The 24,095-nt window shown below is 52.2% G+C and carries 23 protein-coding genes; 13 read left to right on the plus strand and 10 right to left on the minus strand.

Going from position 1 to position 24,095, the window contains the following annotated elements:
- Window positions 1-4: 4 nt before the first annotated feature.
- Both aaeB and SK39_RS13965 read left to right on the plus strand, forming a co-directional pair.
- A complete protein-coding gene (aaeB, locus tag SK39_RS13960) occupies window positions 5-1,972 on the plus strand; it encodes a p-hydroxybenzoic acid efflux pump subunit AaeB (protein WP_003025171.1) in 1,968 nt (655 codons plus the stop codon).
- A 119-nt stretch (window positions 1,973-2,091) separates the two neighbouring features.
- A complete protein-coding gene (locus SK39_RS13965) occupies window positions 2,092-2,370 on the plus strand; it encodes a barstar family protein (RefSeq protein WP_003025168.1) in 279 nt (92 codons plus the stop codon).
- 57 nt (window positions 2,371-2,427) lie between these two features.
- Here SK39_RS13965 and yhcN read toward each other — a convergent pair whose 3' ends face one another.
- Window positions 2,428-2,694 carry a peroxide/acid stress response protein YhcN gene (yhcN, locus tag SK39_RS13970; protein ID WP_003025165.1) on the minus strand — a complete coding sequence of 89 codons (267 nt, stop codon included), beginning with the start codon at window positions 2,692-2,694 and terminating at the stop codon, window positions 2,428-2,430.
- 376 nt (window positions 2,695-3,070) lie between these two features.
- Window positions 3,071-3,541: a transcriptional regulator ArgR gene (gene argR / locus SK39_RS13975; RefSeq protein WP_003025162.1), complete on the minus strand. Its 471-nt coding sequence runs from the start codon at window positions 3,539-3,541 to the stop codon at window positions 3,071-3,073.
- A gap of 436 nt (window positions 3,542-3,977) precedes the next feature.
- On the opposite strand from argR, the gene mdh reads away from it, so the two are divergent.
- Entirely contained in the window at window positions 3,978-4,913 is a 936-nt protein-coding gene (mdh, locus tag SK39_RS13980; protein WP_003025158.1) for a malate dehydrogenase, read from the plus strand.
- Window positions 4,914-4,969: 56 nt separating this feature from the next.
- Here the strand turns inward: mdh and degS are convergent, their stop codons facing one another.
- The 3 genes from degS to zapG all read right to left on the minus strand — a co-directional run bounded on the left by degS (window position 4,970) and on the right by zapG (window position 8,061).
- A complete protein-coding gene (gene degS, locus SK39_RS13985) occupies window positions 4,970-6,037 on the minus strand; it encodes an outer membrane-stress sensor serine endopeptidase DegS (RefSeq protein ID WP_003025154.1) in 1,068 nt (355 codons plus the stop codon).
- A gap of 89 nt (window positions 6,038-6,126) precedes the next feature.
- Window positions 6,127-7,494, minus strand: coding sequence for a serine endoprotease DegQ (degQ, locus tag SK39_RS13990; RefSeq protein WP_003025151.1), 1,368 nt, complete (start codon window positions 7,492-7,494; stop codon window positions 6,127-6,129).
- A gap of 168 nt (window positions 7,495-7,662) precedes the next feature.
- Window positions 7,663-8,061: a Z-ring associated protein ZapG gene (gene zapG, locus SK39_RS13995; RefSeq protein ID WP_003025147.1), complete on the minus strand. Its 399-nt coding sequence runs from the start codon at window positions 8,059-8,061 to the stop codon at window positions 7,663-7,665.
- Window positions 8,062-8,253: 192 nt separating this feature from the next.
- On the opposite strand from zapG, the gene zapE reads away from it, so the two are divergent.
- From zapE to sspB, 5 genes are all read left to right on the plus strand, one after another.
- The gene (gene zapE, locus SK39_RS14000) at window positions 8,254-9,381 is read left to right on the plus strand and encodes a cell division protein ZapE (RefSeq protein ID WP_003839902.1); all 1,128 of its coding nucleotides are present in this window, start codon (window positions 8,254-8,256) and stop codon (window positions 9,379-9,381) included.
- 218 nt (window positions 9,382-9,599) lie between these two features.
- Entirely contained in the window at window positions 9,600-10,028 is a 429-nt protein-coding gene (gene rplM, locus SK39_RS14005; protein WP_003025141.1) for a 50S ribosomal protein L13, read from the plus strand.
- Between the two features lie 15 nt (window positions 10,029-10,043).
- On the plus strand, window positions 10,044-10,436 hold the full coding sequence (rpsI, locus tag SK39_RS14010; protein WP_003025138.1) for a 30S ribosomal protein S9: 393 nt from the start codon (window positions 10,044-10,046) through the stop codon (window positions 10,434-10,436).
- Window positions 10,437-10,752: 316 nt separating this feature from the next.
- Window positions 10,753-11,391, plus strand: coding sequence for a stringent starvation protein SspA (gene sspA, locus SK39_RS14015; protein WP_003025132.1), 639 nt, complete (start codon window positions 10,753-10,755; stop codon window positions 11,389-11,391).
- 5 nt (window positions 11,392-11,396) lie between these two features.
- The gene (gene sspB, locus SK39_RS14020) at window positions 11,397-11,900 is read left to right on the plus strand and encodes a ClpXP protease specificity-enhancing factor (protein ID WP_003025130.1); all 504 of its coding nucleotides are present in this window, start codon (window positions 11,397-11,399) and stop codon (window positions 11,898-11,900) included.
- A gap of 56 nt (window positions 11,901-11,956) precedes the next feature.
- Here sspB and dcuC read toward each other — a convergent pair whose 3' ends face one another.
- Complete coding sequence (dcuC, locus tag SK39_RS14025) at window positions 11,957-13,324, minus strand: anaerobic C4-dicarboxylate transporter DcuC (protein ID WP_032938268.1); 1,368 nt, start codon at window positions 13,322-13,324, stop codon at window positions 11,957-11,959.
- Between the two features lie 360 nt (window positions 13,325-13,684).
- On the opposite strand from dcuC, the gene nanR reads away from it, so the two are divergent.
- The 5 genes from nanR to nanQ all read left to right on the plus strand — a co-directional run bounded on the left by nanR (window position 13,685) and on the right by nanQ (window position 18,676).
- Window positions 13,685-14,476, plus strand: coding sequence for a transcriptional regulator NanR (nanR, locus tag SK39_RS14030; RefSeq protein ID WP_003844825.1), 792 nt, complete (start codon window positions 13,685-13,687; stop codon window positions 14,474-14,476).
- Between the two features lie 259 nt (window positions 14,477-14,735).
- Window positions 14,736-15,629, plus strand: a complete 894-nt coding sequence (nanA, locus tag SK39_RS14035) for an N-acetylneuraminate lyase (protein WP_003844827.1) — start codon at window positions 14,736-14,738, stop codon at window positions 15,627-15,629.
- Window positions 15,630-15,739: 110 nt separating this feature from the next.
- Window positions 15,740-17,230, plus strand: a complete 1,491-nt coding sequence (locus SK39_RS14040; RefSeq protein ID WP_003025119.1) for an MFS transporter — start codon at window positions 15,740-15,742, stop codon at window positions 17,228-17,230.
- 106 nt (window positions 17,231-17,336) lie between these two features.
- The gene (nanK, locus tag SK39_RS14045; protein ID WP_048217100.1) at window positions 17,337-18,206 is read left to right on the plus strand and encodes an N-acetylmannosamine kinase; all 870 of its coding nucleotides are present in this window, start codon (window positions 17,337-17,339) and stop codon (window positions 18,204-18,206) included.
- Window positions 18,207-18,208: 2 nt separating this feature from the next.
- Entirely contained in the window at window positions 18,209-18,676 is a 468-nt protein-coding gene (nanQ, locus tag SK39_RS14050) for an N-acetylneuraminate anomerase (protein WP_003844830.1), read from the plus strand.
- A gap of 58 nt (window positions 18,677-18,734) precedes the next feature.
- On the opposite strand, the gene SK39_RS14055 is transcribed toward nanQ, so the two are convergent.
- The 4 genes from SK39_RS14055 to SK39_RS14070 form a co-directional block, all read right to left on the minus strand.
- Complete coding sequence (locus SK39_RS14055) at window positions 18,735-20,015, minus strand: cytosine deaminase (protein WP_003025105.1); 1,281 nt, start codon at window positions 20,013-20,015, stop codon at window positions 18,735-18,737.
- A complete protein-coding gene (codB, locus tag SK39_RS14060; RefSeq protein ID WP_003844832.1) occupies window positions 20,005-21,255 on the minus strand; it encodes a cytosine permease in 1,251 nt (416 codons plus the stop codon). Before codB ends, SK39_RS14055 begins: the two co-directional genes overlap by 11 nt.
- A 137-nt stretch (window positions 21,256-21,392) precedes the next feature.
- Window positions 21,393-22,475 carry a PDDEXK nuclease domain-containing protein gene (locus SK39_RS14065; protein ID WP_044701329.1) on the minus strand — a complete coding sequence of 361 codons (1,083 nt, stop codon included), beginning with the start codon at window positions 22,473-22,475 and terminating at the stop codon, window positions 21,393-21,395.
- A 199-nt stretch (window positions 22,476-22,674) separates the two neighbouring features.
- Window positions 22,675-24,093, minus strand: a complete 1,419-nt coding sequence (locus SK39_RS14070) for a glutamate synthase small subunit (RefSeq protein ID WP_003025096.1) — start codon at window positions 24,091-24,093, stop codon at window positions 22,675-22,677.
- Between the last annotated feature and the right edge of the window lie 2 nt (window positions 24,094-24,095).

Below are 24,095 nucleotides of genomic sequence, written 5' to 3' on the forward strand. Positions count from 1 at the left end.
CGCGATGGGTATTTTCTCCATTGCCAACCAGCATATCCGCTTTGCGGTAAAACTGGCCTGCGCGATTGTACTGGCGCTGTTCGTTGGCTTTCACTTCCAGCTTGAGACCCCGCGCTGGGCGGTGCTGACCGCGGCCATTGTGGCGGCAGGTCCGGCCTTTGCCGCTGGCGGAGAACCTTATTCAGGTGCTATCCGCTATCGAGGCATGTTGCGTATTGTCGGGACATTTATCGGCTGTATTGCCGCCCTGATCATTATCATCAGCATGATCCGCGCCCCGCTATTGATGATCCTGGTGTGTTGTATCTGGGCCGGTTTTTGTACCTGGATCTCGTCGTTAGTGAAGATCGAAAACTCTTATGCCTGGGGGCTTTCAGGCTATACGGCGCTGATCATCGTCATTACTATCCAGGCTGAACCGCTGCTGACGCCGCAATTTGCGCTCGAACGCTGTAGTGAAATTGTGATGGGTATTGTCTGTGCCATTGTTGCCGACCTGCTCTTTTCGCCCCGTTCGGTGAAGCAGGAGATTGATGTTGAACTGGATAGCCTGCTGGTGGCGCAATATCAGCTTATGCAGCTGTGCATTAAGCATGGCGACAGTGAAGAAGTAGACAAAGCCTGGGGAGATTTAGTCCGGCGTACGGCGGCGCTGGAAGGGATGCGTAGTAACCTGAATATGGAGTCCTCGCGCTGGGTGCGGGCTAACCGCAGACTCAAGGCATTGAATACGCTGTCGCTTACGCTTATCACACAATCCTGCGAAACCTATCTTATTCAGAACACCCGACCAGAACTGATCACCGATACCTTCCGCGAGTTGTTCGATACGCCGGTTGAAACGGTACAGGATGTCCATAAACAGCTGAAGCGGATGCGTCGGGTGATTGCATGGACCGGTGAACGTGACACACCTGTCACAATTTACACCTGGGCCGGGGCGGCAACGCGCTATCTGTTACTTAAACGTGGAGTTGTCAGCAACACCAAAATTAGCGCTATCGAAGAAGAGATCCTGCAAGGTGAACCGGTGGTGAAAGTGGAATCTGCCGAGCGTCACCATGCGATGGTTAACTTTTGGCGCACCACGCTTTCTTGTGTGCTGGGAACCTTATTCTGGCTGTGGACCGGCTGGACATCCGGCAGCGGCGCAATGGTGATGATTGCGGTCGTCACCTCGCTGGCAATGCGTTTGCCCAACCCGCGCATGGTGGCGATAGACTTTATCTACGGTACGTTGGCGGCGTTACCGCTCGGGGCACTCTATTTCCTGGTGATTATCCCTAATACGCAGCAAAGCATGTTGTTGCTGTGCCTGAGCCTGGCAGTGCTGGGATTCTTTCTGGGGATTGAAGTACAGAAACGACGGCTGGGTTCGATGGGGGCGCTGGCCAGCACCATTAATATCATCGTGCTGGATAACCCGATGACCTTCCACTTTAGCCAGTTCCTTGACAGTGCACTGGGGCAGATTGTTGGCTGCATGTTGGCGTTTATCGTCATTCTGCTGGTGCGTGATAACTCTCGTGACAGAACGGGTCGTGTGTTGCTCAACCAGTTTGTCTCGGCGGCGGTTTCAGCGATGACCACCAACGTGGTACGTCGTAAAGAAAACCACCTCCCGGCGCTTTATCAGCAGCTGTTTTTGCTGATGAACAAATTTCCGGGCGACCTGGCGAAGTTTCGCCTGGCGCTGACCATGATCATCGCACACCAGCGCCTGCGCGATGCGCCGGTGCCGGTAAACGAAGATCTCTCCGCATTCCATCGCCAGCTTCGACGCACTGCCGATCGCGTGATTTCTGCAGGAAATGACGACAAGCGCCGACGCTACTTTAGCCAGTTGCTGGAAGAGCTTGAGATCTATCAGGAGAAATTAATCATCTGGCAAGCACCACCACAGGTGACCGAGCCGGTAAAACGACTCAGTGGGATGTTGCACAAATACCAGCATGCGCTGGTCAGTAATTAAGAGTTGAAAACCGACGCTAAAAGCGTCGGTTTTTTTATGGCTATACTTACCTGAAAATGCGAGAGACCCCTACATATTGGCGGTCTGTAGAGTGGCTGGCGTCGGGATGGTGGCTATAGATGAATATCTATACATTTGATTTTGACGAGATAGAAGACCAGGGTGATTTCTATCGTGAGTTTACGCGCACGTTCGGTCTCGCCAGGGAGAAGGTGGTTGATTTAGATTCTCTGTGGGAGGTGGTTATCGGGGAAGTTTTACCGTTGCCGCTGGAGATTGAATTTGTCCATTTACCGGACAAGCTGCGCAGACGATACGGCGCGCTGATTTTACTGTTCGATGAAGCGGAAGAAGAGCTGGAAGGGCAGTTGCGTTTTAACGTTCGTCACTCAATGTAAGACATAAAAAAGCCCCCGGCAGGCGGGGGCAAGTCGTCGGACTTAGACGACGAGGGTTTATTTGTAGAGTTCTGCAGTAGCGTGCCAGTGAGCACCTTCACGGAGTTCGGTGACGCGATAGCTGCTGGCGCCTGCTTTTTCAGCCTTAGCGGCGATGGCCTGACGCATGTCCATTGGTGAACTACCGATCTGAGATACGGAGATGCTACCCATAGATTGCAGATTCTGTGCTTCTTGTGAGTTCACCTGAGTAACCGCGGCGCTTGCACCGAAGGAGAGAACAGAAAGAAGGCTTAAGGTTGCAATAGTGGTTTTGATTTTCATGATATTTACCTCGTCGAATTCTTTTATAGGGGTCTGCGTTTCGTGACCCTCATCACAAAATCAAGTATACACTAATAACTTAATAAATTAATACCACGCTAATTGTTTCTGTGGGTATTAGGTGTTAAGGAAAATATTTTTTATAACCAAATGGAATTAAAAAGAGCGTTTCGAACATTTTAAAAGAAATAAATCAAATAAAATCAACTGGATATGATTTTTTGCAAAATGTGCGTTTTTAAGCCTTCGCATTCACTATGTGAATGGTTTTTGACGGTTAAACGCACCATTTGTTAAATGAATAGCAGTTAAAAATAGACGGAAGGGGGTAGAAAGAGAGTGTTTTCCCCCGCCGCGAGGCGACGGGGAGGCGGTATTACAGTTCTTGTTCGAACAGTTCCAGAATGGCTTCGTACAGATCTTTTACCGTAAAACCCTTAGCTGGGGTGGTAAAGATGGTATCGTCACCGGCAATCGTACCCAGGATACCTTCCGCTTTCCCCAATGAGTCCAGCAGACGTGCAATCAACTGAGCAGCGCCAGGACTGGTATGAATAACCACGACCGCATCGTTATAGTCGATATCCAGCACCAGATTTTTCAGCGGACTGGAGGTCGTAGGCACGCCCAGCTCCGCCGGAAGGCAGTACACCATTTCCATTTTCGCATTGCGGGTACGCACGGCGCCAAATTTGGTCAGCATGCGTGAAACCTTGGACTGATTGATATTATCAAAGCCCTGATCCTGCAACGCGAGGACGATTTCGCCTTGAGAGCTGAACTTTTCTTCTTTAAGCAGCGCTTTAAACGCCTTTACTAATTCTTCTTGTTTTGCCGAGCTTCGCATAAGTCACCCGTAATATGGCGGTAGAAACAACATTATTGTGCATACAGATGAATTTTTATGCAAACAGTCTGCCTTGTTCAAGGCTGAAATAATGTTATGAAAGAGCGGAATTTTATCAAATTTCGTTATCAAGAAACATGCCTGTGTCACGGCTCGCAAATAAGGTTAAAAGTAAATTAAATGTTATCAAATTGATGTTGTTTTGAGAGGTGGGTAGGGTATATTGTCAGCACCTGTTGGAAAGTTGCTCTACTGTGCGGGTGGTTTTGAATTACGTAACTTAGGTTTTATTTTACGTAAGTTAAATGCATAAAAGCCAAATTTGCGTGACTACGCATTCTTGACGCGTGGTTGTTGTATTCGTTGGATTTGTGAATTAAGGTCGCCGCCGCGGAGCAATAGACACTTTGCTTATCAATATAATAAGGAGTTTAGGATGAAAGTTGCAGTCCTCGGCGCTGCTGGTGGTATCGGTCAGGCGCTAGCATTACTGTTAAAAACCCAACTGCCTTCAGGTTCAGAACTCTCCCTGTACGACATCGCTCCAGTAACGCCTGGTGTGGCCGTTGATTTGAGCCATATCCCTACTGCTGTGAAAATCAAAGGCTTCAGTGGCGAAGACGCTACCCCTGCACTGGAAGGTGCTGATGTAGTACTGATCTCCGCGGGCGTCGCACGTAAACCGGGTATGGATCGTTCCGACCTGTTCAACGTTAACGCCGGTATCGTGAAGAATCTGGTGCAGCAGGTTGCTAAAACCTGTCCGAAAGCATGTATCGGTATCATCACCAACCCGGTGAACACGACCGTTGCTATCGCTGCAGAAGTCCTGAAAAAAGCAGGCGTATACGATAAGAACAAACTGTTTGGCGTGACCACGCTGGACATCATCCGCTCCAACACCTTTGTTGCGGAACTGAAAGGCAAGCAGCCTGGCGACGTTGAAGTCCCGGTTATTGGCGGCCACTCTGGCGTGACCATTCTGCCGCTGCTGTCACAAATTCCTGGCGTAAGCTTCACCGAGCAAGAAGCAGCTGACCTGACCAAACGTATCCAGAATGCGGGTACTGAAGTTGTGGAAGCTAAAGCCGGTGGCGGATCTGCAACCCTGTCTATGGGTCAGGCCGCAGCACGTTTCGGACTGTCACTGGTTCGCGCACTGAGCGGCGAAAAAGGTGTGGTTGAATGTGCTTACGTTGAAGGCGATGGTCAGTATGCTCGCTTCTTCTCTCAGCCGCTGCTGCTGGGTAAAAACGGCGTAGAAGAGCGTCAGTCTATCGGCAAGCTGAGCGCGTTTGAACAAGCTGCGCTGGAAGGTATGCTGGATACGCTGAAGAAAGATATCACTCTGGGCGAAGAGTTCGTTAAGTAACGAACTGCCCAAAAGTAAAAAACCGGAGCACTTGCTCCGGTTTTTTTATATCCGTATTAGTTGGTCGCCGGATATTCCTGAATCGTGACCTGTAGCGTCAACTGCTTGTCATCTCGCATCACGACCACGGAGATAACTGAACCTGGTCGAATCTCTGCCACCTGGTCCATCGTTTCCAGTGCAGATACCGCCGGTTTGTTATTGACCGAGATAATCAGATCGTTAACCTGAATACCTGCCTGCGCTGCCGGACCGTCCGGGGCTACTTCGTTAACCACAATCCCCTGAATTTGATCCATCCCGCCGCCCTGGGCGTGCAGTGGCGCAATTTCTCGGCCGCTGATGCCGATATAGCCGCGAATCACGCGCCCGTCACGAATCAGCTTATCCATGATTTTGGTTGCCAGTTGAAAAGGAATAGCAAAGCCGATCCCTTCCGGGGTTTCGCCATCGTTGCTCTTATCAAATGACAGGGTATTAATACCCATCAACTCGCCCAGCGAGTTGACCAGCGCGCCGCCGGAGTTACCGTGGTTGATGGAGGCATCGGTTTGCAGGAAGTTTTGCCGCCCCGTAGGGTTCAGGCCAATACGACCGGTGGCACTGATAATCCCCTGGGTGATGGTTTGCCCGAGGTTGTACGGGTTACCGATGGCGAGTACCACGTCACCAATGTGCGGCACGCGTTTGTTATTAATTGGAATTGTCGGCAGTCCACCAGTGGCGTTGATTTTCAGCACCGCAAGGTCGGTTAACGTATCAGACCCCACAAGCAGCGCTTCAAATACGCGACCGTCCTGCAATGCGACGATGATTTGGTCGGCATCGTTAATGACGTGCTTATTGGTAATGATATAGCCGCGCTGATCCATGATAACGCCTGAGCCGAGCGTGCGGATCTCAAGCTGGTTATGCGCTGTACTGTTCATACTGCGGTTATAAACGTTAACGACGGCAGGAGCTGCACGGCGAACCGCCGGGTTATAGCTGGCGGGCGTTTCATCTGCACTGTCGAACTGCGGTGCGGTAAGCGTATTAATTTTGCGCAGCGAGGGCATCGCGGCCAGCAGAATAGCGCCGACGATTAAACCAATCGCGACCGAACGTAAAAGCTTCACAAACATGATGGCGGCGTCATTAATAAAGGGAACGGCTGCAGCATATCACGAGTTTACCGGACATCACACGAGGGGCTGATGTCCGGTTGCATGCGTTAACGCAGGAGCAGGTAAATACTCTCGTTACCGCGCACCACCTGCAGGGCAATGATCGACGGTTTCGCTTCCAGCACTTTACGCATTTCAGCGATCGAGTTTACGCGATCGCGGTTAACGCCAATAATAACGTCATCTTTATGCAGTCCGGCCTGTGCGGCAGGGCTGCTTTTTTCAACGTTATCAATTCTGATGCCTTTGGTACCATCTTTTAACTGACCGTCGCTGAGCGTGGCCCCTTGCAACGCAGGCGCAATCATCTCTGCGCTGGCGGACGATGATGTGCTGGTATCTAGGGTGACTTCAACCTCCAGCGGTTTACCGTTACGTAGCAGGCCCAGTTTGACTTTAGTCCCCGGTTCGGTTGTCGCAATACGTGAACGAAGTTCGGCGAAGCTGTTAAGCGGTTTACCGTTGAGACTGGTAATGACGTCACCTGATTTCACCCCCGCTTTTGCGGAGCCGGAGTTAGGCAGAACCTCACTGACAAACGCGCCACGCTGTACGTCCAGTTTGAACGCTTTGGCGATATCGGAAGTCATCTCGGTGCCTTTGATACCCAACAGACCGCGTTTGATTTCACCAAACTGCATCAACTGCTGTGCCAGCGTGCGCGCCATGTTGCTCGGGATTGCAAAACCAATACCGATGCTGCCGCCACCGGGGGCCAGAATCGCGGTGTTAATACCGATCAGCTCACCGTTGAGGTTAAGCAATGCGCCGCCGGAGTTACCGCGGTTGATAGAGGCGTCAGTCTGAATAAAGTTTTCCAGACCTTCCAGGTTCAACCCACTGCGACCCAAAGCCGATACAATGCCGGAGGTGGCTGTTTGACCCAAACCGAACGGGTTACCCACAGCCACTGCGAAATCACCCACGCGGAGTTTATCAGAGTCAGCAATGGCAATTTGCGTCAGGTTGCTGGGGTGTTGAATTTGTAGCAGTGCGATATCGCTCTGATCGTCGCTGCCAATAAGCTTTGCGTCGAACTCACGACCATCATTAAGCTGAACGCTGATTTTTTGCGCCTGATTAATAACGTGGTTATTGGTCAGGACGTAGCCTTTGGCGGCATCAATAATGACACCTGAACCCAGTCCTTCAAAAGGTTGTGAAGGTTGATCGGGAAGTTCATCGCCAAAAAACTTTTTGAACTCTTCCGGGACTTTCTGCCCCTGAGTGGCGGTGCCTTCGACCCTTACACTCACCACGGCTGGCAACACTTTTTCCAGCATCGGGGCGAGGCTGGGGAGCGCAGCCTGACCGGGAACCTGGCCGGGAATCGACGCAACGGCCGGGAATGGCGCCGAGAGAGTTAACCCGACACTTAACGCTAATGCACTCAACAGCTGGGTTTGTTTTTTCATGGATCCTGCTCTCGTACCTTGAGTAAACGGAAGATGATTCAAAACAGTTTGATGTTATTGAATTTTCGGTTTGGTCACAATGAGGCTAACGACTAAATAATAGCTGGGACGGGAAGAGAAGCGGAGGGCGCAATTGCTGCGCCCAATAAATTTCTTAACGATGTGCGGTTAGTCGCGCTTTGCGCCACTACGCAGCAGGCCAGATGCCCCTTCAGAATAGTCACGTGGCATCTGAACCGGCGCCTGATCGTTGCCTGCTTCAGACTCTGCCAGACGATTACGGAACGGGTTGTTTTCCGGCGACATACCCGGCAGCAGGTTGCTGGAGCTTTTCGCCATGTGCTGGTAAATCTGACGATAATCGTCCGCCATGTTATCCAGCAATTCAGCGCTGCGGGCAAAGTGGCTCACCAGTTCTTCACGGTACTCTTCCAGCTCAGCTTTATTTTTTTCCAGTTCGTACTGCAATGCCTGCTGTTGGCGTAATTTCCGATTACCAAAACGCATGGCTACAGCACCAATAATGATACCGACGACTAACCCAATTAGCGCATATTCCCAGGTCATGAACATCTCCCGTTGTCTTGTGTTTCCGTAGGGTGTTGGCTTTAGGCTCCATGCCTGCGCCTGATTATGCCACTATAACCGCTAATCCCGTAGAAGTGGAATCCCGTGTTTATATCACGTAATGTAGAACGGCCTTTTTTTCGTCAACCGTGAGCGACGGCACATCGATTCTCAAGGAATAACAATAACATCATGCAAAGCCTTTCCCCGACATCGCGTTACCAGCAAGCCCTCAACGACGGCAGTCATCAGCCCGACAATGTACAACAAGAAGCCGTGAATCGACTGGAAACAATTTTCCAGGCACTTACGACGCCAGCGCGACCTGCGCCGCAGGAGAGCGGACTGATGGCGCGTTTTGGCAAATTGCTGGGCAAGCGTGAGTCGCCGATCAACACACCGGTGCGTGGTTTATATATGTGGGGCGGAGTTGGGCGCGGAAAAACCTGGCTGATGGATCTGTTCTACCATAGTCTGCCGGGCGAACGTAAACAGCGTTTGCACTTTCACCGTTTTATGCTGCGTGTGCATGAAGAGCTTACTGCCTTACAGGGGCAGAGCGATCCGCTGGAAATCATCGCCGATCGCTTTAAGGCCGAAACGGACGTGCTGTGCTTTGACGAATTTTTTGTTTCTGATATTACCGACGCCATGCTACTCGGCGGCCTGATGAAGGCACTGTTTGCCCGTGGCATTACGCTGGTGGCGACCTCCAATATTCCGCCCGATGAGCTGTATCGCAACGGTTTACAACGCGCGCGTTTTCTTCCTGCCATTGATGCTATCAAACAGCATTGCGACATCATGAATGTTGATGCTGGCGTCGATTATCGTCTGCGCACCTTAACGCAGGCGCATTTGTGGCTGTCGCCACTGAATGAGGAAACCCGCCAACAGATGGATAAACTCTGGCTGGCATTAGCGGGAACCAAAGGTGAACATGCGCCGACGCTGGAGATCAATCATCGTCCGATGCAGACGCTGGCCGTCGAAAACCAAACGCTGGCGGTGTCATTTACCACACTCTGTGTTGATGCGCGTAGCCAGCATGACTACATTGCGCTGTCGCGTTTGTTTCACACGGTACTGTTGTCTGATGTGCCGGTCATGACTCCGCTGATGGAGAGTGAAGCGCGGCGCTTTATCGCATTGGTGGATGAGTTTTACGAACGCCACGTCAAGCTGGTGGTCAGCGCGGCATCGCCACTCTATGAAATTTATCAGGGCGAGCGTCTGAAGTTTGAATTTCAGCGCTGTTTGTCGCGTTTGCAGGAGATGCAAAGCGAAGAGTATCTGAAGCGGGAACATTTAGCCGGTTAAACCTGCCGCAAATCACATAAAGGGGTCGATCTTTGACCCTGACTTCTCTATAATCTTGCGACCCCACGTTACGAGAGAGTTTTTTTCCCAAAACTTTCTATGCGCCGGCATAGGCTATTCGAAGGGGTAGGTTTGCTGGACAATGTCGTGTGAACCTCAACTGACAAAACGTTTGGGTGTTCACCAACGTGTAACTTATTTATTTGGGTAAGCTTTTAATGAAAACTTTTACAGCTAAACCAGAAACCGTAAAACGCGACTGGTATGTTGTTGACGCGACCGGTAAAACTCTGGGCCGTCTGGCTTCCGAACTGGCTCTGCGCCTGCGCGGTAAGCACAAAGCGGAATACACTCCGCACGTAGATACCGGTGATTACATCATCGTTCTGAACGCTGACAAAGTTGCTGTAACCGGCAACAAGCGTACTGACAAAGTGTACTATCACCACACCGGCCACATCGGTGGTATCAAACAAGCGACCTTTGAAGAGATGATTGCTCGCCGTCCTGAGCGTGTGCTTGAAATCGCGGTTAAAGGCATGCTGCCAAAAGGCCCGCTGGGTCGTGCTATGTTCCGTAAACTGAAAGTTTACGCTGGCAACGAGCACAACCACGCGGCACAGCAACCGCAAGTTCTTGACATCTAATCGGGATTATAGGCAATGGCTGAAAATCAATACTACGGCACTGGTCGCCGCAAAAGTTCCGCAGCTCGCGTTTTCATCAAACCGGGCAGTGGTAAAATCGTAATCAACCAACGTTCTCTGGAACAGTACTTCGGTCGTGAAACTGCCCGCATGGTAGTTCGTCAGCCGCTGGAACTGGTCGACATGGTTGAGAAACTGGATCTGTACATCACTGTTAAAGGTGGTGGTATCTCTGGTCAGGCTGGTGCGATCCGTCACGGTATCACCCGCGCTCTGATGGAGTACGACGAGTCCCTGCGTGGCGAACTGCGTAAAGCTGGCTTCGTTACCCGTGATGCTCGTCAGGTTGAACGTAAGAAAGTCGGTCTGCGTAAAGCACGTCGTCGTCCTCAGTTCTCCAAACGTTAATTGTACTCTGCTTCGGCAGACGACAATTTGCGAAAAAACCCGCTTTGGCGGGTTTTTTTATCGTTATTTCTCGCCTCAGATCCACGGTAATCCGCTGATTGCCACCTCTTTTTCCCCATTTCAAGAATCGACTCACCACAAAGGTCACAAAATCTGGTAAACTATCATCCAATTTTCTGCCCAAATGTCCGGTATCGTTCATTTTTTGTTTGTATTTTGAACAGCAATGACTTTCCCGAGTCTGGGTGACATCACTTCTGGCTGGCCACTGAGTGGCTGGTAGCAGTAAAAATTCTGAATATACCTGGAGGTTTTCATGGCTGTCGCTGCCAACAAACGTTCGGTAATGACGCTGTTTTCTGGTCCTACTGACATCTATAGCCATCAGGTCCGCATTGTGCTGGCTGAGAAAGGTGTTAGTTTCGAGATTGAGCACGTGGAGAAGGACAATCCACCTCAGGATCTGATCGACCTCAACCCGAATCAGAGCGTACCGACACTGGTGGATCGTGAGCTGACCCTGTGGGAATCTCGCATCATTATGGAATACCTGGATGAGCGCTTCCCGCATCCGCCGCTGATGCCGGTTTACCCGGTTGCGCGTGGTGAAAGCCGCCTGTACATGCAGCGTATTGAAAAAGACTGGTACACGCTGATGAATGTCATCGTGAACGGTTCTGCATCTGAAGCCGAAGTCGCGCGTAAGCGTCTGCGCGAAGAACTGCTGGCAATTGCGCCAGTATTTGGCCAGAAACCTTACTTCCTGAGCGATGAGTTCAGCCTGGTAGACTGCTACCTGGCGCCGCTGCTGTGGCGTTTACCGCAGCTGGGTATTGAATTCAACGGTGCAGGTTCGAAAGAACTGAAAGGGTACATGACTCGCGTCTTCGAACGTGACTCTTTCCTGGCTTCTCTGACTGAGCCTGAACGTGAAATGCGTCTGGGCCGGGGTTAACCTGTATGGATTTGCCACAGCTAACACCACGCCGTCCGTATCTGCTGCGCGCATTCTATGAGTGGTTGCTAGACAACCAGCTCACGCCGCATCTGGTGGTGGATGTGACGCTCCAGGACGTGCAGGTTCCAATGGAATATGCGCGTGACGGGCAAATTGTTCTGAATATTGCACCGCGTGCGGTGGGCAACCTGGAACTGGCTAACGATGAAGTGCGCTTTAACGCGCGCTTCGGTGGTGTGCCGCGTCAGGTGTCTGTGCCGTTGGCTGCTGTTCTGGCAATTTATGCACGTGAAAATGGCGCTGGTACGATGTTCGAACCGGAAGCCGCCTACGATGAAGATGTCGCCAGCTTAAATGATGACGACAACGACGCGTCTGGTTTTGAGAGTGAAACAGTCATGTCGGTCATTGATGGCGATAAGCCTGACAATGGCGACGACAACGATCCTGATGACACTCCGCCGCCACCTCGCGGTGGGCGTCCAGCGCTGCGCGTAGTGAAATAAATAGTGAAATAAAAAAACAGGCCCTTTCGGGCCTGTTCTGTTTTCTGGCTTCGGGATCAGTAAAACAGCGCGATGGTGGCTACCATATTCACCACAAATCCTACTGCCATCGGGATTGCTGTACGTTTTACCACTTCAAAGGGCGATACGCCGGCAATACCTGATGTCACAACAATTACAGCGGTTATGGGTGACACCGCGCGGGCAAGCGTAGTGGCAAAATGCATCGGCATAATCATCACTACTGCAGGAATATGCAGCCCGGCGGCAATATCCGGAATGAGGCTGGCAAAAGACATAAACGGTGCGTTGCCTGACCCCATGACAATCGCACAGGCGGCGATGACCACCGCCATGATGATCATCACACCGATGCCGCCAAGACCGGAATGCTCTGCGCCTTTTATTACGGCGTCGACAGTCCCGATAGTCGTCAACCCTTTCGCAAAGATTTCACCGGCGACCACCAGCGTGACAACGTTGGCAAACTGCGTCCCCATGCCGTCAAAAAAAGCCTGCACATCATCCATCGTTTCGCGCAGATTATGTTTATGCAGGAATTCAACAAACATAGTCAGCGTCATGCTCATCAACATCACCACCACCAGATTCAGCTCTGCTTTCATTAGCCCCATTTGCGCAAGGGCAAGCGAGCCTAGCATCAGGATCAGCGGCATGACGGGTAGAATGGCGTAATAGAGCGGAGGTACGTTTTCCAGCGTCTTTTGTTCAGCAAATCCGTTGCTTTCCGGTGCGGCTTTTTTATCAAACTGACGCTGAACGAAAAAATGCGCAATGGCGACGGCGACAATGACACACGACGCGACGGGCAACTGGTATTGAAAGAAATAAGTGGCGATTTTCATACCCGCGACCTGCGCGGCAAAAATAGAGTTGGTTTCCAGAATGCCCCATTCAATCGACATCGAAGTGGCAATGACCGCAACAGCGGATAAACGGCTCACGCCAAGACTGACCAACGTTGGGAACAGCGTCACCATCAGCAACATACCTAACCCGGATGCGCTGGTAATGAACTGCGCCATGATCTGACCAATAACATAGGTGGCGGCAAGCACAACATAGGGTGAGCGGATTAGCTTGAGCGGGCGGCTTAACAGGCTAACCATCGCTCTGCTGGCTCCCATTCTATCCATATAGCGGGCATAACCACCCACTGCCATGATTGATAACCCCAGTCCGGCTGCGCGGTTGGAGAGCATACGCAAAATTTCGTTGTAAATATCGACCAGTAGATAGCCACTGCTCTTATCGTCAGCGACCAACACGCCGTAGCCCAGCCAGACTCCGCAGATCATCAGGAAGATCCCAGCGGCGGCCAGCACGACCTGCGGTTTGTAGTTTTTGAGGATCAGGTAACCCATCGTTAATAAAACGATGACAGAGATAATGATGCCGAACATTGTTTCACTCCATGCCAGAGAAGAAGATAAATCCGGTAATAACGCTGTTATCCCAACGGATGTTATATTTTTCTGGGCATTTTTTATGGAGTGAATATCTTATTTTTAATTCGAGGGTTTAATTATTTATCGTTATAAAATAGATGGTTATGATAAATTATCACGTTAATGTTCATAAATTTCATGAAGATGATATAACTCTATTCAATTAAAAATAGGCGGAAGATACTCGCTTAAAATAATATTGCTGTTACGTATGTTATCAATAAGCCAGCGGGGGCGGATCGACCATCATTTCACCCTGCTTTCGATCCTGTGTTAGGATAAACCCGCTGTTGTTTGTCACCACGACTTAGCTGAATGGACCCTATGAACGCATTTGATTCGCAAGCTGAAGACTCTCCATCCACCATTGGCCGTAGCTTACGCAATCGCCCGCTTGCGCGTAAAAAACTGTCTGAAATGGTTGAGGAAGAACTGGAGCAGATGATTCGTCGTCGGGAATTTGGCGAGGGCGAACAGTTGCCGTCTGAGCGGGAGCTGATGGCCTTCTTTAACGTGGGCCGTCCTTCTGTACGAGAAGCGCTGGCCGCGTTAAAACGCAAAGGTCTGGTACAAATCAACAACGGCGAGCGCGCCCGCGTTTCGCGTCCTTCAGCTGATACCATCATCAGCGAGCTGTCTGGTATGGCGAAAGATTTCCTCGCACATCCCGGCGGCATTGCCCACTTCGAGCAGTTGCGACTGTTCTTTGAATCAAGCCTGGTTCGATACGCCGCCGAACATGCGACGGATGAGCAAATCGACAGGCTGGCGAAAGCGCTGGAGATCAACAGCCAGTCGCTCGATGACAATACGTTGTTCATCCGTTCGGACGTTGATTTTCACCGCGTACTGGCGGAGATCCCGGGCAATCCCATCTTTATGGCGATCCATGTTGCGCTGTTAGACTGGTTAATTGCTGCCCGTCCGGCCGTTGCCGATCAAGAATTGTATGAACACAATAACGTGAGTTATCAGCAGCATATCGCTATTGTCGATGCGATTCGTCAGCGCGATCCTGAAGAAGCAGACCGTGCACTGCAAGAACATCTCAATAGCGTTTCCGCAACCTGGCACGCCTTCAGCAAAAGTAAAAAATTGCGTAAGTAATCGCGATCCTGACGATCTTTTAAACCCAAAATCATTCAAGTTGCATCAAGGCGGCAAGAGAGCGAGTCCCCTGGAGCATAGATAACTATGTGACAGGGGTGAGCGAACGCAGCCAACGCAGAGGCGGCTCGAAGGATGAAGTGTTTAGTGAGGTAGATCGCACTATAAGCGTTCTCTATTGTATTGCTGCTTATTTGATCTGGTATAACAGGTATACAGGTATGCAGTCAGATAACACTAATCATCGTCAGAGGTCGTTATGGCAAGAAATTTAAAAGGCGTAATGCCAGCGTTGTTAACTCCATTCGATAACCAACAGAAACTGGACATCGAGAGCCTGCGCCGTCTGGTGCGTTTCAACATTGGGCAGGGGATCGATGGGCTCTACGTTGGTGGCTCAACGGGTGAGGCTTTTGTCCAGAACCGCGCTGAAAGAGAGCAGGTTCTGGAAATTGTTGCTGAAGAAGCAAAAGGCAAGGTGACGCTGATCGCCCATGTTGGCACGGTGAGCACCGAAGAGAGCCAACAGCTGGCGAGCGCTGCGCATCGCTACGGATTTGATGCGGTTTCGGCCGTCACGCCGTTTTATTATCCGTTCAGCTTTGAAGAGCACTGCGATCACTACCGCGCAATTATTGATTCCGCCGATGGCTTACCGATGGTGGTCTATAACATCCCGGCACTGAGCGGCGTAAAACTGACGCTGGATCAGATCAACACGCTGGTGACGTTGCCGGGCGTTGGCGCACTGAAGCAAACTTCTGGCGATCTCTATCAGATGGAACAGATCCGCCGCGCTCATCCCGATCTGGTGCTTTATAACGGTTATGACGAGATCTTCGCTTCTGGACTGCTAGCAGGCGCAGATGGTGGTATCGGTAGCACTTACAACATCATGGGATGGCGTTATCAGGGAATTGTGAAAGCGCTCAAAGAAGGTGATATTCGCACGGCGCAAAAGCTGCAAACCGAGTGCAATAAGGTTATCGATCTGCTCATTAAAGTTGGCGTGTTCCGCGGCCTGAAAACAGTACTGCACTATATGGATGTGGTTTCTGTTCCACTGTGCCGTAAACCCTTTGCTCCGGTAGATGAACGCTATCTGCCGGAACTGAAAGCGCTGGCAAACCAACTGCTGGCGGAAAAGGCGTAATCGCGGGTCGCCGGGGGCGCTTCGCTTGCCCGGCCTGGATTTTTCGACCGTAAGCCGGGTAAGGCAAAGCCACCACCCGGCACAACAACAAAGATCGTCGGGAGAGTAAAATGAGTACTTCTACCCAGAGCATCCCGTGGTATCGCCATCTCAATCGGGCACAATGGCGGGCATTCTCCGCCGCCTGGCTGGGATATTTGCTTGATGGTTTTGATTTTGTATTAATCGCCCTTGTACTGACGGAAGTACAAGGTGAATTCGGACTGACGACGGTGCAGGCGGCTAGTTTGATCTCCGCCGCCTTTATCTCCCGCTGGTTTGGCGGGTTAATGCTGGGGGCAATGGGCGACCGTTACGGACGTCGCCTGGCGATGGTCACCAGCATCATTCTGTTCTCCGTGGGGACGCTGGCCTGCGGCTTCGCACCGGGGTACACCACCATGTTTATCGCCCGTCTGGTTATCGGTATGGGAATGGCGGGTGAGTACGGCTCCAGTGCAACCTATGTTATTGAAAGTTGGCCTAAACACCTGCGAAATAAAGCCAGTGGCTTCCTGATTTCCGGTTTCTCTGTTGGCGCGGTGATCGCCGCGCAGGTCTACAGCCTGGTAGTTCCGGTCTGGGGGTGGCGTGCGCTGTTCTTCATCGGCATCCTGCCAATTATCTTCGCCCTGTGGCTGCGTAAAAATATTCCGGAAGCGGAAGACTGGAAAGAGAAACACGAAGGCAAAGCGCCAGTGCGCACGATGGTGGATATTCTCTACCGGGGCGAGCATCGGGTAATTAATATTCTGATGACGATCGCCGCTGCAACCGCGCTGTGGTTCTGCTTTGCTGGCGACCTGCAAAATGCGGCTATAGTGGCGGTCCTCGGCCTGATATGTGCGTTTATTTTCATTAGCTTTATGGTGCAAAGCAGCGGGAAGCGCTGGCCGACGGGCGTCATGCTGATGGTGGTCGTACTATTCGCCTTCCTGTACTCGTGGCCGATTCAGGCACTGTTGCCAACCTATCTGAAAACCGAACTGCTGTACGATCCTTCCACGGTGGCCAGAGTGCTCTTCTTTAGCGGTTTTGGTGCGGCGGTCGGTTGTTGCGTCGGCGGTTTTCTTGGCGACTGGCTGGGTACGCGTAAAGCCTATGTCTGCAGTTTGCTGGCCTCGCAGTTGCTGATTATTCCGGTGTTTGCGATAGGCGGTTCAAACGTCTGGGTACTGGGTTTGCTGCTGTTTTTCCAGCAAATGCTCGGCCAGGGGATCTCCGGGATCTTACCAAAATTGATTGGCGGCTATTTCGATACCGACCAGCGTGCGGCGGGCCTGGGCTTCACCTATAACGTGGGCGCGCTGGGGGGGGCTCTGGCACCGATCATCGGCGCGCTGATTGCCCAACGTCTGGATCTGGGCACCGCGCTGGGATCGCTCTCTTTCGGTCTGACATTTGTGGTGATCCTGCTGATTGGTCTCGATATGCCGTCCCGCGTACAGCGCTGGCTGCGTCCTGAAGCGTTACGTACGCATGATGCCATTGATGGTCGACCGTTTAGCGGGGCTGTACCGTTCGGCGGTGACAAAAGCACCATGGTGAAATCCAAAAGTTAATCCCATTGCCCGGTGTTGAACCGGGCAATTAGCGTAAGGGAAGAAGTATGTCGTTACTTGAGCAACGGGATAAAAAGCGTATCACCGCGATGCAGAAGGCGGTGTCATGACCACATTGGCAATTGATATCGGCGGTACCAAACTGGCTGCCGCGCTGTTAGACAGTAATCTGCAAATTCGCGAGCGGCGTGAATTGCTGACGCCCGCCAGCAAAACGCCGGAGGCGCTGCGCGCTGCGCTGCAAGCACTGGTTGCACCGCTACAGGGGCGTGCTAATCGGGTGGCGATCGCCTCGACGGGGATTATCCGTGAGGGGGCTTTACTGGCGCTGAATCCGCATAACCTTGGCGGGTTGATGCATTTTCCGCTAACACAAACGCTGGAACAAATCACCGGCCTGCCGACGCTGGCAGTCAATGACGCACAGGCAGCGGCCTGGGCGGAATACCACGCTATGGCGGATGAGATAAGCGACATGGTGTTTATCACCGTGTCGACAGGCGTCGGTGGCGGCGTGATCAGCAACGGCAAGTTACTCACCGGGTCTGGTGGTCTGGCTGGGCACTTAGGACATACGCTGGCGGATCTCAATGGACCGGCCTGCGGCTGCGGGCGTATGGGCTGCGTCGAGGCGATTGCTTCCGGTCGAGGGATCGCGGCTGCAGCCGAAGGTACACTTGCTGGATGCGATGCCAAAACCATTTTTAGCCGCGCCGGGCAAGGAGATGAGCAGGCAAGCAGGTTGATCCATCGCTCGGCGCGTACTTTGGCAAGGCTTGTCGCCGATGTGAAGGCCACGACCGATTGCCAGATTGTGGTGATCGGCGGCAGCGTTGGGCTGGCTGAAGGGTATCTGGCGCTGGTGGAACATTATCTGGCACAAGAGCCTTTGGTCTATCACGTGGAATTACTGGCAGCGCATTACCGCCATGACGCTGGATTACTGGGGGCCGCGTTGTTGGCCCAGGGAGATTGATTATGATGTCAGATGAGTTGCGTTCACTGCCCTCTGCCGGATTACATCCGGTCTTGCAGCAGGCATTAACGCTTGCCATTGCGGCGAATCCTCAGGAGAAGACCCCAGGGCGCTACGCGTTGCAGGGCGATACTATTTTTATGAATGTCATGCAGTTTGCGACGCAGAGCCCAGAGCAAAAGAAAGCGGAACTGCATCAGCAGTACATTGATATTCAGGTGCTGTTGTCCGGCGAAGAACGTATTCTGTTCGGGATGACCGATTCTGCTCGCCAGTGCGATGAGATGCATGTTGAGGACGACTATCAGCTGTGCAGCGAGATTGCCGATGAGCAGGCGATCGTACTGAAGCCGGGAAGATTTGCGATTTTTATGCCGGGCGAGCCGCATAAACCGGGCTGTATGGTGGGAGGGCCGGGGGAAATCAAAAAGGTCGTGATCAAGGTGCGCGCCAGCTTATTACAAGCCTGACGATGAGAGACCGTGTCGGATGGCAAGGCTTGCGCCATCCGACACTGGATAGAACAACTTAGCGCTTAAACGTCACCGCTTCCGGCTGCGCCAGATGCAGCGTGGTCTGGCTTGGCACTGTCTCAGCAATGACTCGCCCGTGACGAATGGAATAACGTGCAGGCGTCTGGCGACGAACCGCGTCAAACCCATTTTCTGCCGCTAAAATCACCAGATTTCCGGAGTTTCCCACGTTCAGACCGTAATCCTGCAGGTGCAGAGTTTTCGCACTGTGGGTGGTAACCAGGTTCAGCCCATCGTTGATCTGTCCGTATCCCATCAGCTGACACACATGTAATCCCATATGCAGTACCTGCAGCATATTGGCGGTGCCCAGCGGATACCACGGGTCGAAGACGTCATCATGGCCGAAGCAGACGTTGATCTCCGCTTCCAGCATCTCTTTGACGCGCGTTACGCCGCGACGTTTAGGATACGTATCAAAGCGCCCTTGCAGGTGAATATTTACCAGTGGGTTCGCGACAAAGTTAATGCCGGACATTTTCAACAGGCGAAAGAGGCGGGAAGCATACGCGCCGTTATAGGAATGCATTGCCGTGGTATGGCTGGCGGTCACGCGTTCGCCCATATTGTCACGATGCGCCAGCGCCGCGACGGTTTCAACAAAGCGTGACTGCTCATCGTCAATTTCGTCGCAGTGCACATCGATAAGCCGATCGTATTTCTGCGCCAGAGCGAAAATTTTGTGCAGAGACTCAACGCCATATTCACGCGTAAATTCAAAGTGGGGGATCGCGCCAATGACGTCTGCGCCCAAACGCACGGCTTCCTCTAATAGCGCTTCACCGTTGGGGTAAGAAAGAATGCCCTCTTGCGGGAAGGCGACAATTTGCAGCTCTACCCACGGCGCGACTTCTTGCTTCACCTCCAGCATGGCTTTCAGTGCAGTCAGCGTTGGATCGGAAACGTCAACGTGCGTGCGGACATACTGGATGCCGTTGGCCATCTGCCACTTCAGCGTCTGCATGGCGCGCGCTTTGACGTCTTCGTGCGTGAGCATTGCCTTACGTTCGGCCCAACGCTCAATGCCTTCAAATAACGTTCCAGACTGGTTCCAGCTCGGCTCGCCTGCGGTTTGCGTGGTGTCCAGATGGATATGTGGCTCAACGAACGGTGGAATGGCCAGGCCGCCTTCGGCATCAAGCACTTCGCCCTGCGGTAACGTGGCGGTGTCCTGTGGCTCAATCCGGCTGAAGCGCCCGTTTTCAATCGTGAGCTGCCACAATCCTTCGCGTCCCTGTAAACGTGCCTGACGAAGGGTGATGTTATTATTCTGCATGGCTGACCTCTGGTGATTTAGCAAGGCTGCGATTGAAAAGTGGATTCAGCAGGATATAGCTGAATACGCCGCCAAGTACGGCGTTGACGGGCACAATACCGGGAATATAGTGACCTGCGGCAATGCCCAATGCAACGGACAGGATCGCTATCCAGTTTACGGAAATAAATTGCGCTTTGCTGAAGTCGGCATAGCGACGATGGTTCAGCAGATAGTCGGCGATGATCACCCCGCCGATCGGGGGAATTGCTGCCGACAGAAAAGTCAGCCAACCGACAAAGTTATTGTAAAGCCATAGCGCGCACAATGTGCCGATAATACCGTTAGCCACCGACAGTGTACGGCTGGAAAGGCCGGTAATATTGGCAAATCCCAGACCTGAGGCATACAGCGCATTGTCGTTAGTCGTCCAGATGTTCAGACCGAGCACTACAATCGCGGGCAGCAGCAGTCCCTGGGCAATCATCACGTCAGAGATATCCGCCTGTCCAACCGCAGCCGCGCCCGCAGCGCCGAAGATGAACATCAAGGAGTTGCCAAGGAAAAACGCCACCATGGCAATCAGCACCGCGCCTTTGGCGTTGCGACCAAAGCGAACGAAGTCGGCGGTTAATGTTCCTGCGCTGACAAACGAACCGACCACCAGCGCCAGGGCGGTGGAGAAATTCAGCGGCGTCTGCGGCACTATCGCTTTTAAATGGTCTAAACCGCCGACATCACTCACCGCCAGCCAGACGGAGTAGCTGCCAAGAACGACGATGGCAGGCACGGCGATGATAGATAAAACGGTCAGCGCCGAGATGCCAAAAAAGATGGTCAGGGTCATCAACAGACCAGAAACCGCAATCAGGATATTGACGTCAATTCCCGTCGCTTTGCCCACCGGGATAGCAAACATAGCCACACCCACGCCAAACCAGCCTACCTGCGTACCGCCTAACAACAGTGAGGGAAGCCATGAACCTTTCAAACCAAATGAGTAACGCGCCAGAAGGTGGGTTGAGAGCCCTGTTTTTGCGCCGATAAAACCGAGAAATGCAGTGTAAATACCGAGGAGAAGATTACCGAAGAGAACTGCCAGGAAGAAATCATTATAGGAAAGACCGGTACCGAGTGTGCCACCGGTCCACATACTGGCGGAAAAAAATGTAAGCCCCAACATGACAAATGTTAGTGGAACCACGCCTTTCCGCGCCGCCAGAGGGACGGGGCCCTGGCTATAATTGTTGTCCTGCGACACAACGCCTCCATGAATTTTGCCCAAAAAATCCGCCGCATAATATACAGTTCTCAGAATAAAGCAAACGATTACGTATAATCTTTACATGGTTATTATTTATGGTGTTGATGATTGCGTTGATTTTCCTTGGTCGACAGTTAACCCGCGTCTGTGAGTTGAGTTCCCAGCATGGTTTGTGAACGAATGAGCTCGTCTGCAAGTAATTTTTCATCAGGTAGCTGTACTTTGTACTCGCTCGCCTGGATGGTATTCGGTAGGCCGTTCAACGCGTAGTGCGCTTCCCCCGCCCCTTTTCCTGCGCACAGAATCAGCCCGACTGGCGGATTTTCCCCCTGTATCGTCCAATGTTCTTTGGCATAGTTCAGATACATATTCATCTGCCCGGCATCCGCATAGCTGAATTTGCCTACTTTTAGATCAACGAGCAACAGGCAGCGTAAACGACGATGAAAGAACAGCAGATCGACGCGGAACCAGTTATCGTCAATGCGCAATCGACGCTGACGGCCAACAAAAGCAAAATCGTCGCCGAGCTCCAGCATAAAGTCCATCAGGTGATTGATCAGCGCCTCTTCAAGATCCGATTCTGAATACTCATCCTTGAGGCCAAGAAACTCCAGAATGAACGGATCGCGGATGGCCTTTTCAGGCAAGACTTCAGGCTCCGTCGGGACTGCCTTCTGCAACATGGCGGATTTGTCGCGGGACAACAGCGTCCGCTCATAAAACTGAGTGGCAATTTGTCGATTGAGCTGCCGTACTGACCAGCCGTTACGGAGAGTCTCTTTCTCATAAAAAGTGCGGGCATCGGCATTTTTAACAGACAAGAGGCGGACATACGCCGACCAGGGTAGTGGGAATGTTTTGGCGAGTTGTATGAGATTTTGAGATTCACCAGACAGTGTCTGCTGAATCTCAATTTGTTGAAAATAAAGATAAAACATACGCATTTGCCGTATGTTTACCATGGAAAACCCCCGTTTATAGCGTTGGTTTAGATCCACTGACAACCGTTCAATAAGCTGAGCGCCATAGGCTGCCCGGGATTCACCACCTTGCTCAAATTCAACAATTCGTCGACCAATTTCCCAGTAGGTCGCCGTCATTAGTGCATTGATACTACGGACAGTTTCTGTCCGCGCGGTGTCCAGTAGTCGAACAATTCCGTTATGGATTTGCTGATAGTCATCTGCATCCTGAAGTGACGTCGGCGTGGTCATACTTCATCCCTTTCGTGAAAGTTACGGTGTAAAAATATTCCGCGATCAATACGCCCGGGTGCTGAAGTGGTCAATCCACATTCTACTAATTACAAAGACTTGCAGTCTTAATTGCGAGTAGCTTTCAAAGAATGGTGGAGAAATACGGAGAAAAAAAGCCCCTGTCGACAAACGTGAACAGGGGCCAGAGAAGGCTCTTTTACACTTCCAGGTAATTCAGAATCCCGTCTGCCGCTTTACGACCTTCGGCAATCGCGGTGACCACCAGATCCGAACCGCGCACGATGTCGCCACCGGCGAAGATTTTCGGGTTGCTGGTCTGGAAAGCGTTGTCGCTACGTTCCGGGGCAATAATGCGCCCCTGTGAATCCAGCTCGACGCTGTGCTCTTTCAACCATTCCATGCTGTGTGGGCGGAAACCAAACGCCAGGACCACGGCATCAGCCGGAACAACGTGCTCGGAGCCAGCGACGATCTCCGCACGGCGACGTCCCTTCGCATCCGGTTCGCCCATTTCAGTGCGCGCCATTTTCACGCCGCACACTTTCCCGTTGGCATTCACTTCCACACCTAAAGGCTGGACGTTGAACTGGAACTCGACGCCTTCTTCGCGCGCGTTTTTCACTTCGCGTTTCGAACCCGGCATGTTCTCTTCATCGCGACGATAGGCGCAGATAACGTGCGATGCTTCCTGACGTACGGAGGTGCGCACGCAGTCCATCGCGGTATCGCCACCGCCGAGCACGACGACACGTTTGCCTTCCATGCTGATGTATGGCTCATTGCTGCTTTCGCCAAAGCCCATCAACTGTTTGGTATTGGCAATCAGGAACGGCAGGGCATCAAATACGCCATCAGCGTCTTCGTTTTCCAGCCCGCCGCGCATCGACTGATAGGTTCCTACGCCAAGGAACACGGCGTCGTAATCCTTCAGCAAATCGTTGAGCTGTACGTCACGGCCTACTTCCACGTTCAGTTTGAACTCAATGCCCATGCCGGTGAAGATTTCACGGCGACGGGTCATGACCTCTTTTTCCAGCTTGAAGGCCGGGATACCGAAGGTCAGCAAGCCGCCGATTTCCGGGTGACGGTCAAATACCACCGCCTTTACGCCGTTGCGGGTCAGCACATCAGCACAGGCCAGGCCCGCTGGCCCCGCACCGATAATCGCCACGCGCTTGTCCGTCTGGCGAACGCCGGTCATATCCGGACGCCAGCCCATCTCGAACGCTTTATCGTTGATATAGCGCTCGATGTTGCCAATGGTTACCGCGCCAAACTCATCGTTCAACGTACAGGATCCTTCACACAGTCGATCCTGCGGGCATACACGGCCACAGACTTCCGGCAGAGTGTTGGTCTGGTGCGAAAGCTCTGCCGCTTCAAAAATACGTCCCTCATTCGCCAACTTCAGCCAGTTCGGGATGTAGTTATGCACCGGACACTTCCACTCGCAGTACGGGTTACCGCAGGACAGGCAGCGATCTGCCTGTGCTTTGGCCTGACCTTCAGAAAACGGCTCGTAGATCTCGATAAATTCGATCTTACGGATCTTCAGCGGCTTCTTCGGCGGATCAACACGCTGCAGGTCGATAAATTGGTATACGTTCTGACTCATTG

It is taken from the genome of Citrobacter sp. BIDMC107, assembly GCF_001037575.1.
GTDB classification, from domain to species: Bacteria; Pseudomonadota; Gammaproteobacteria; order Enterobacterales; family Enterobacteriaceae; genus Citrobacter; species Citrobacter freundii.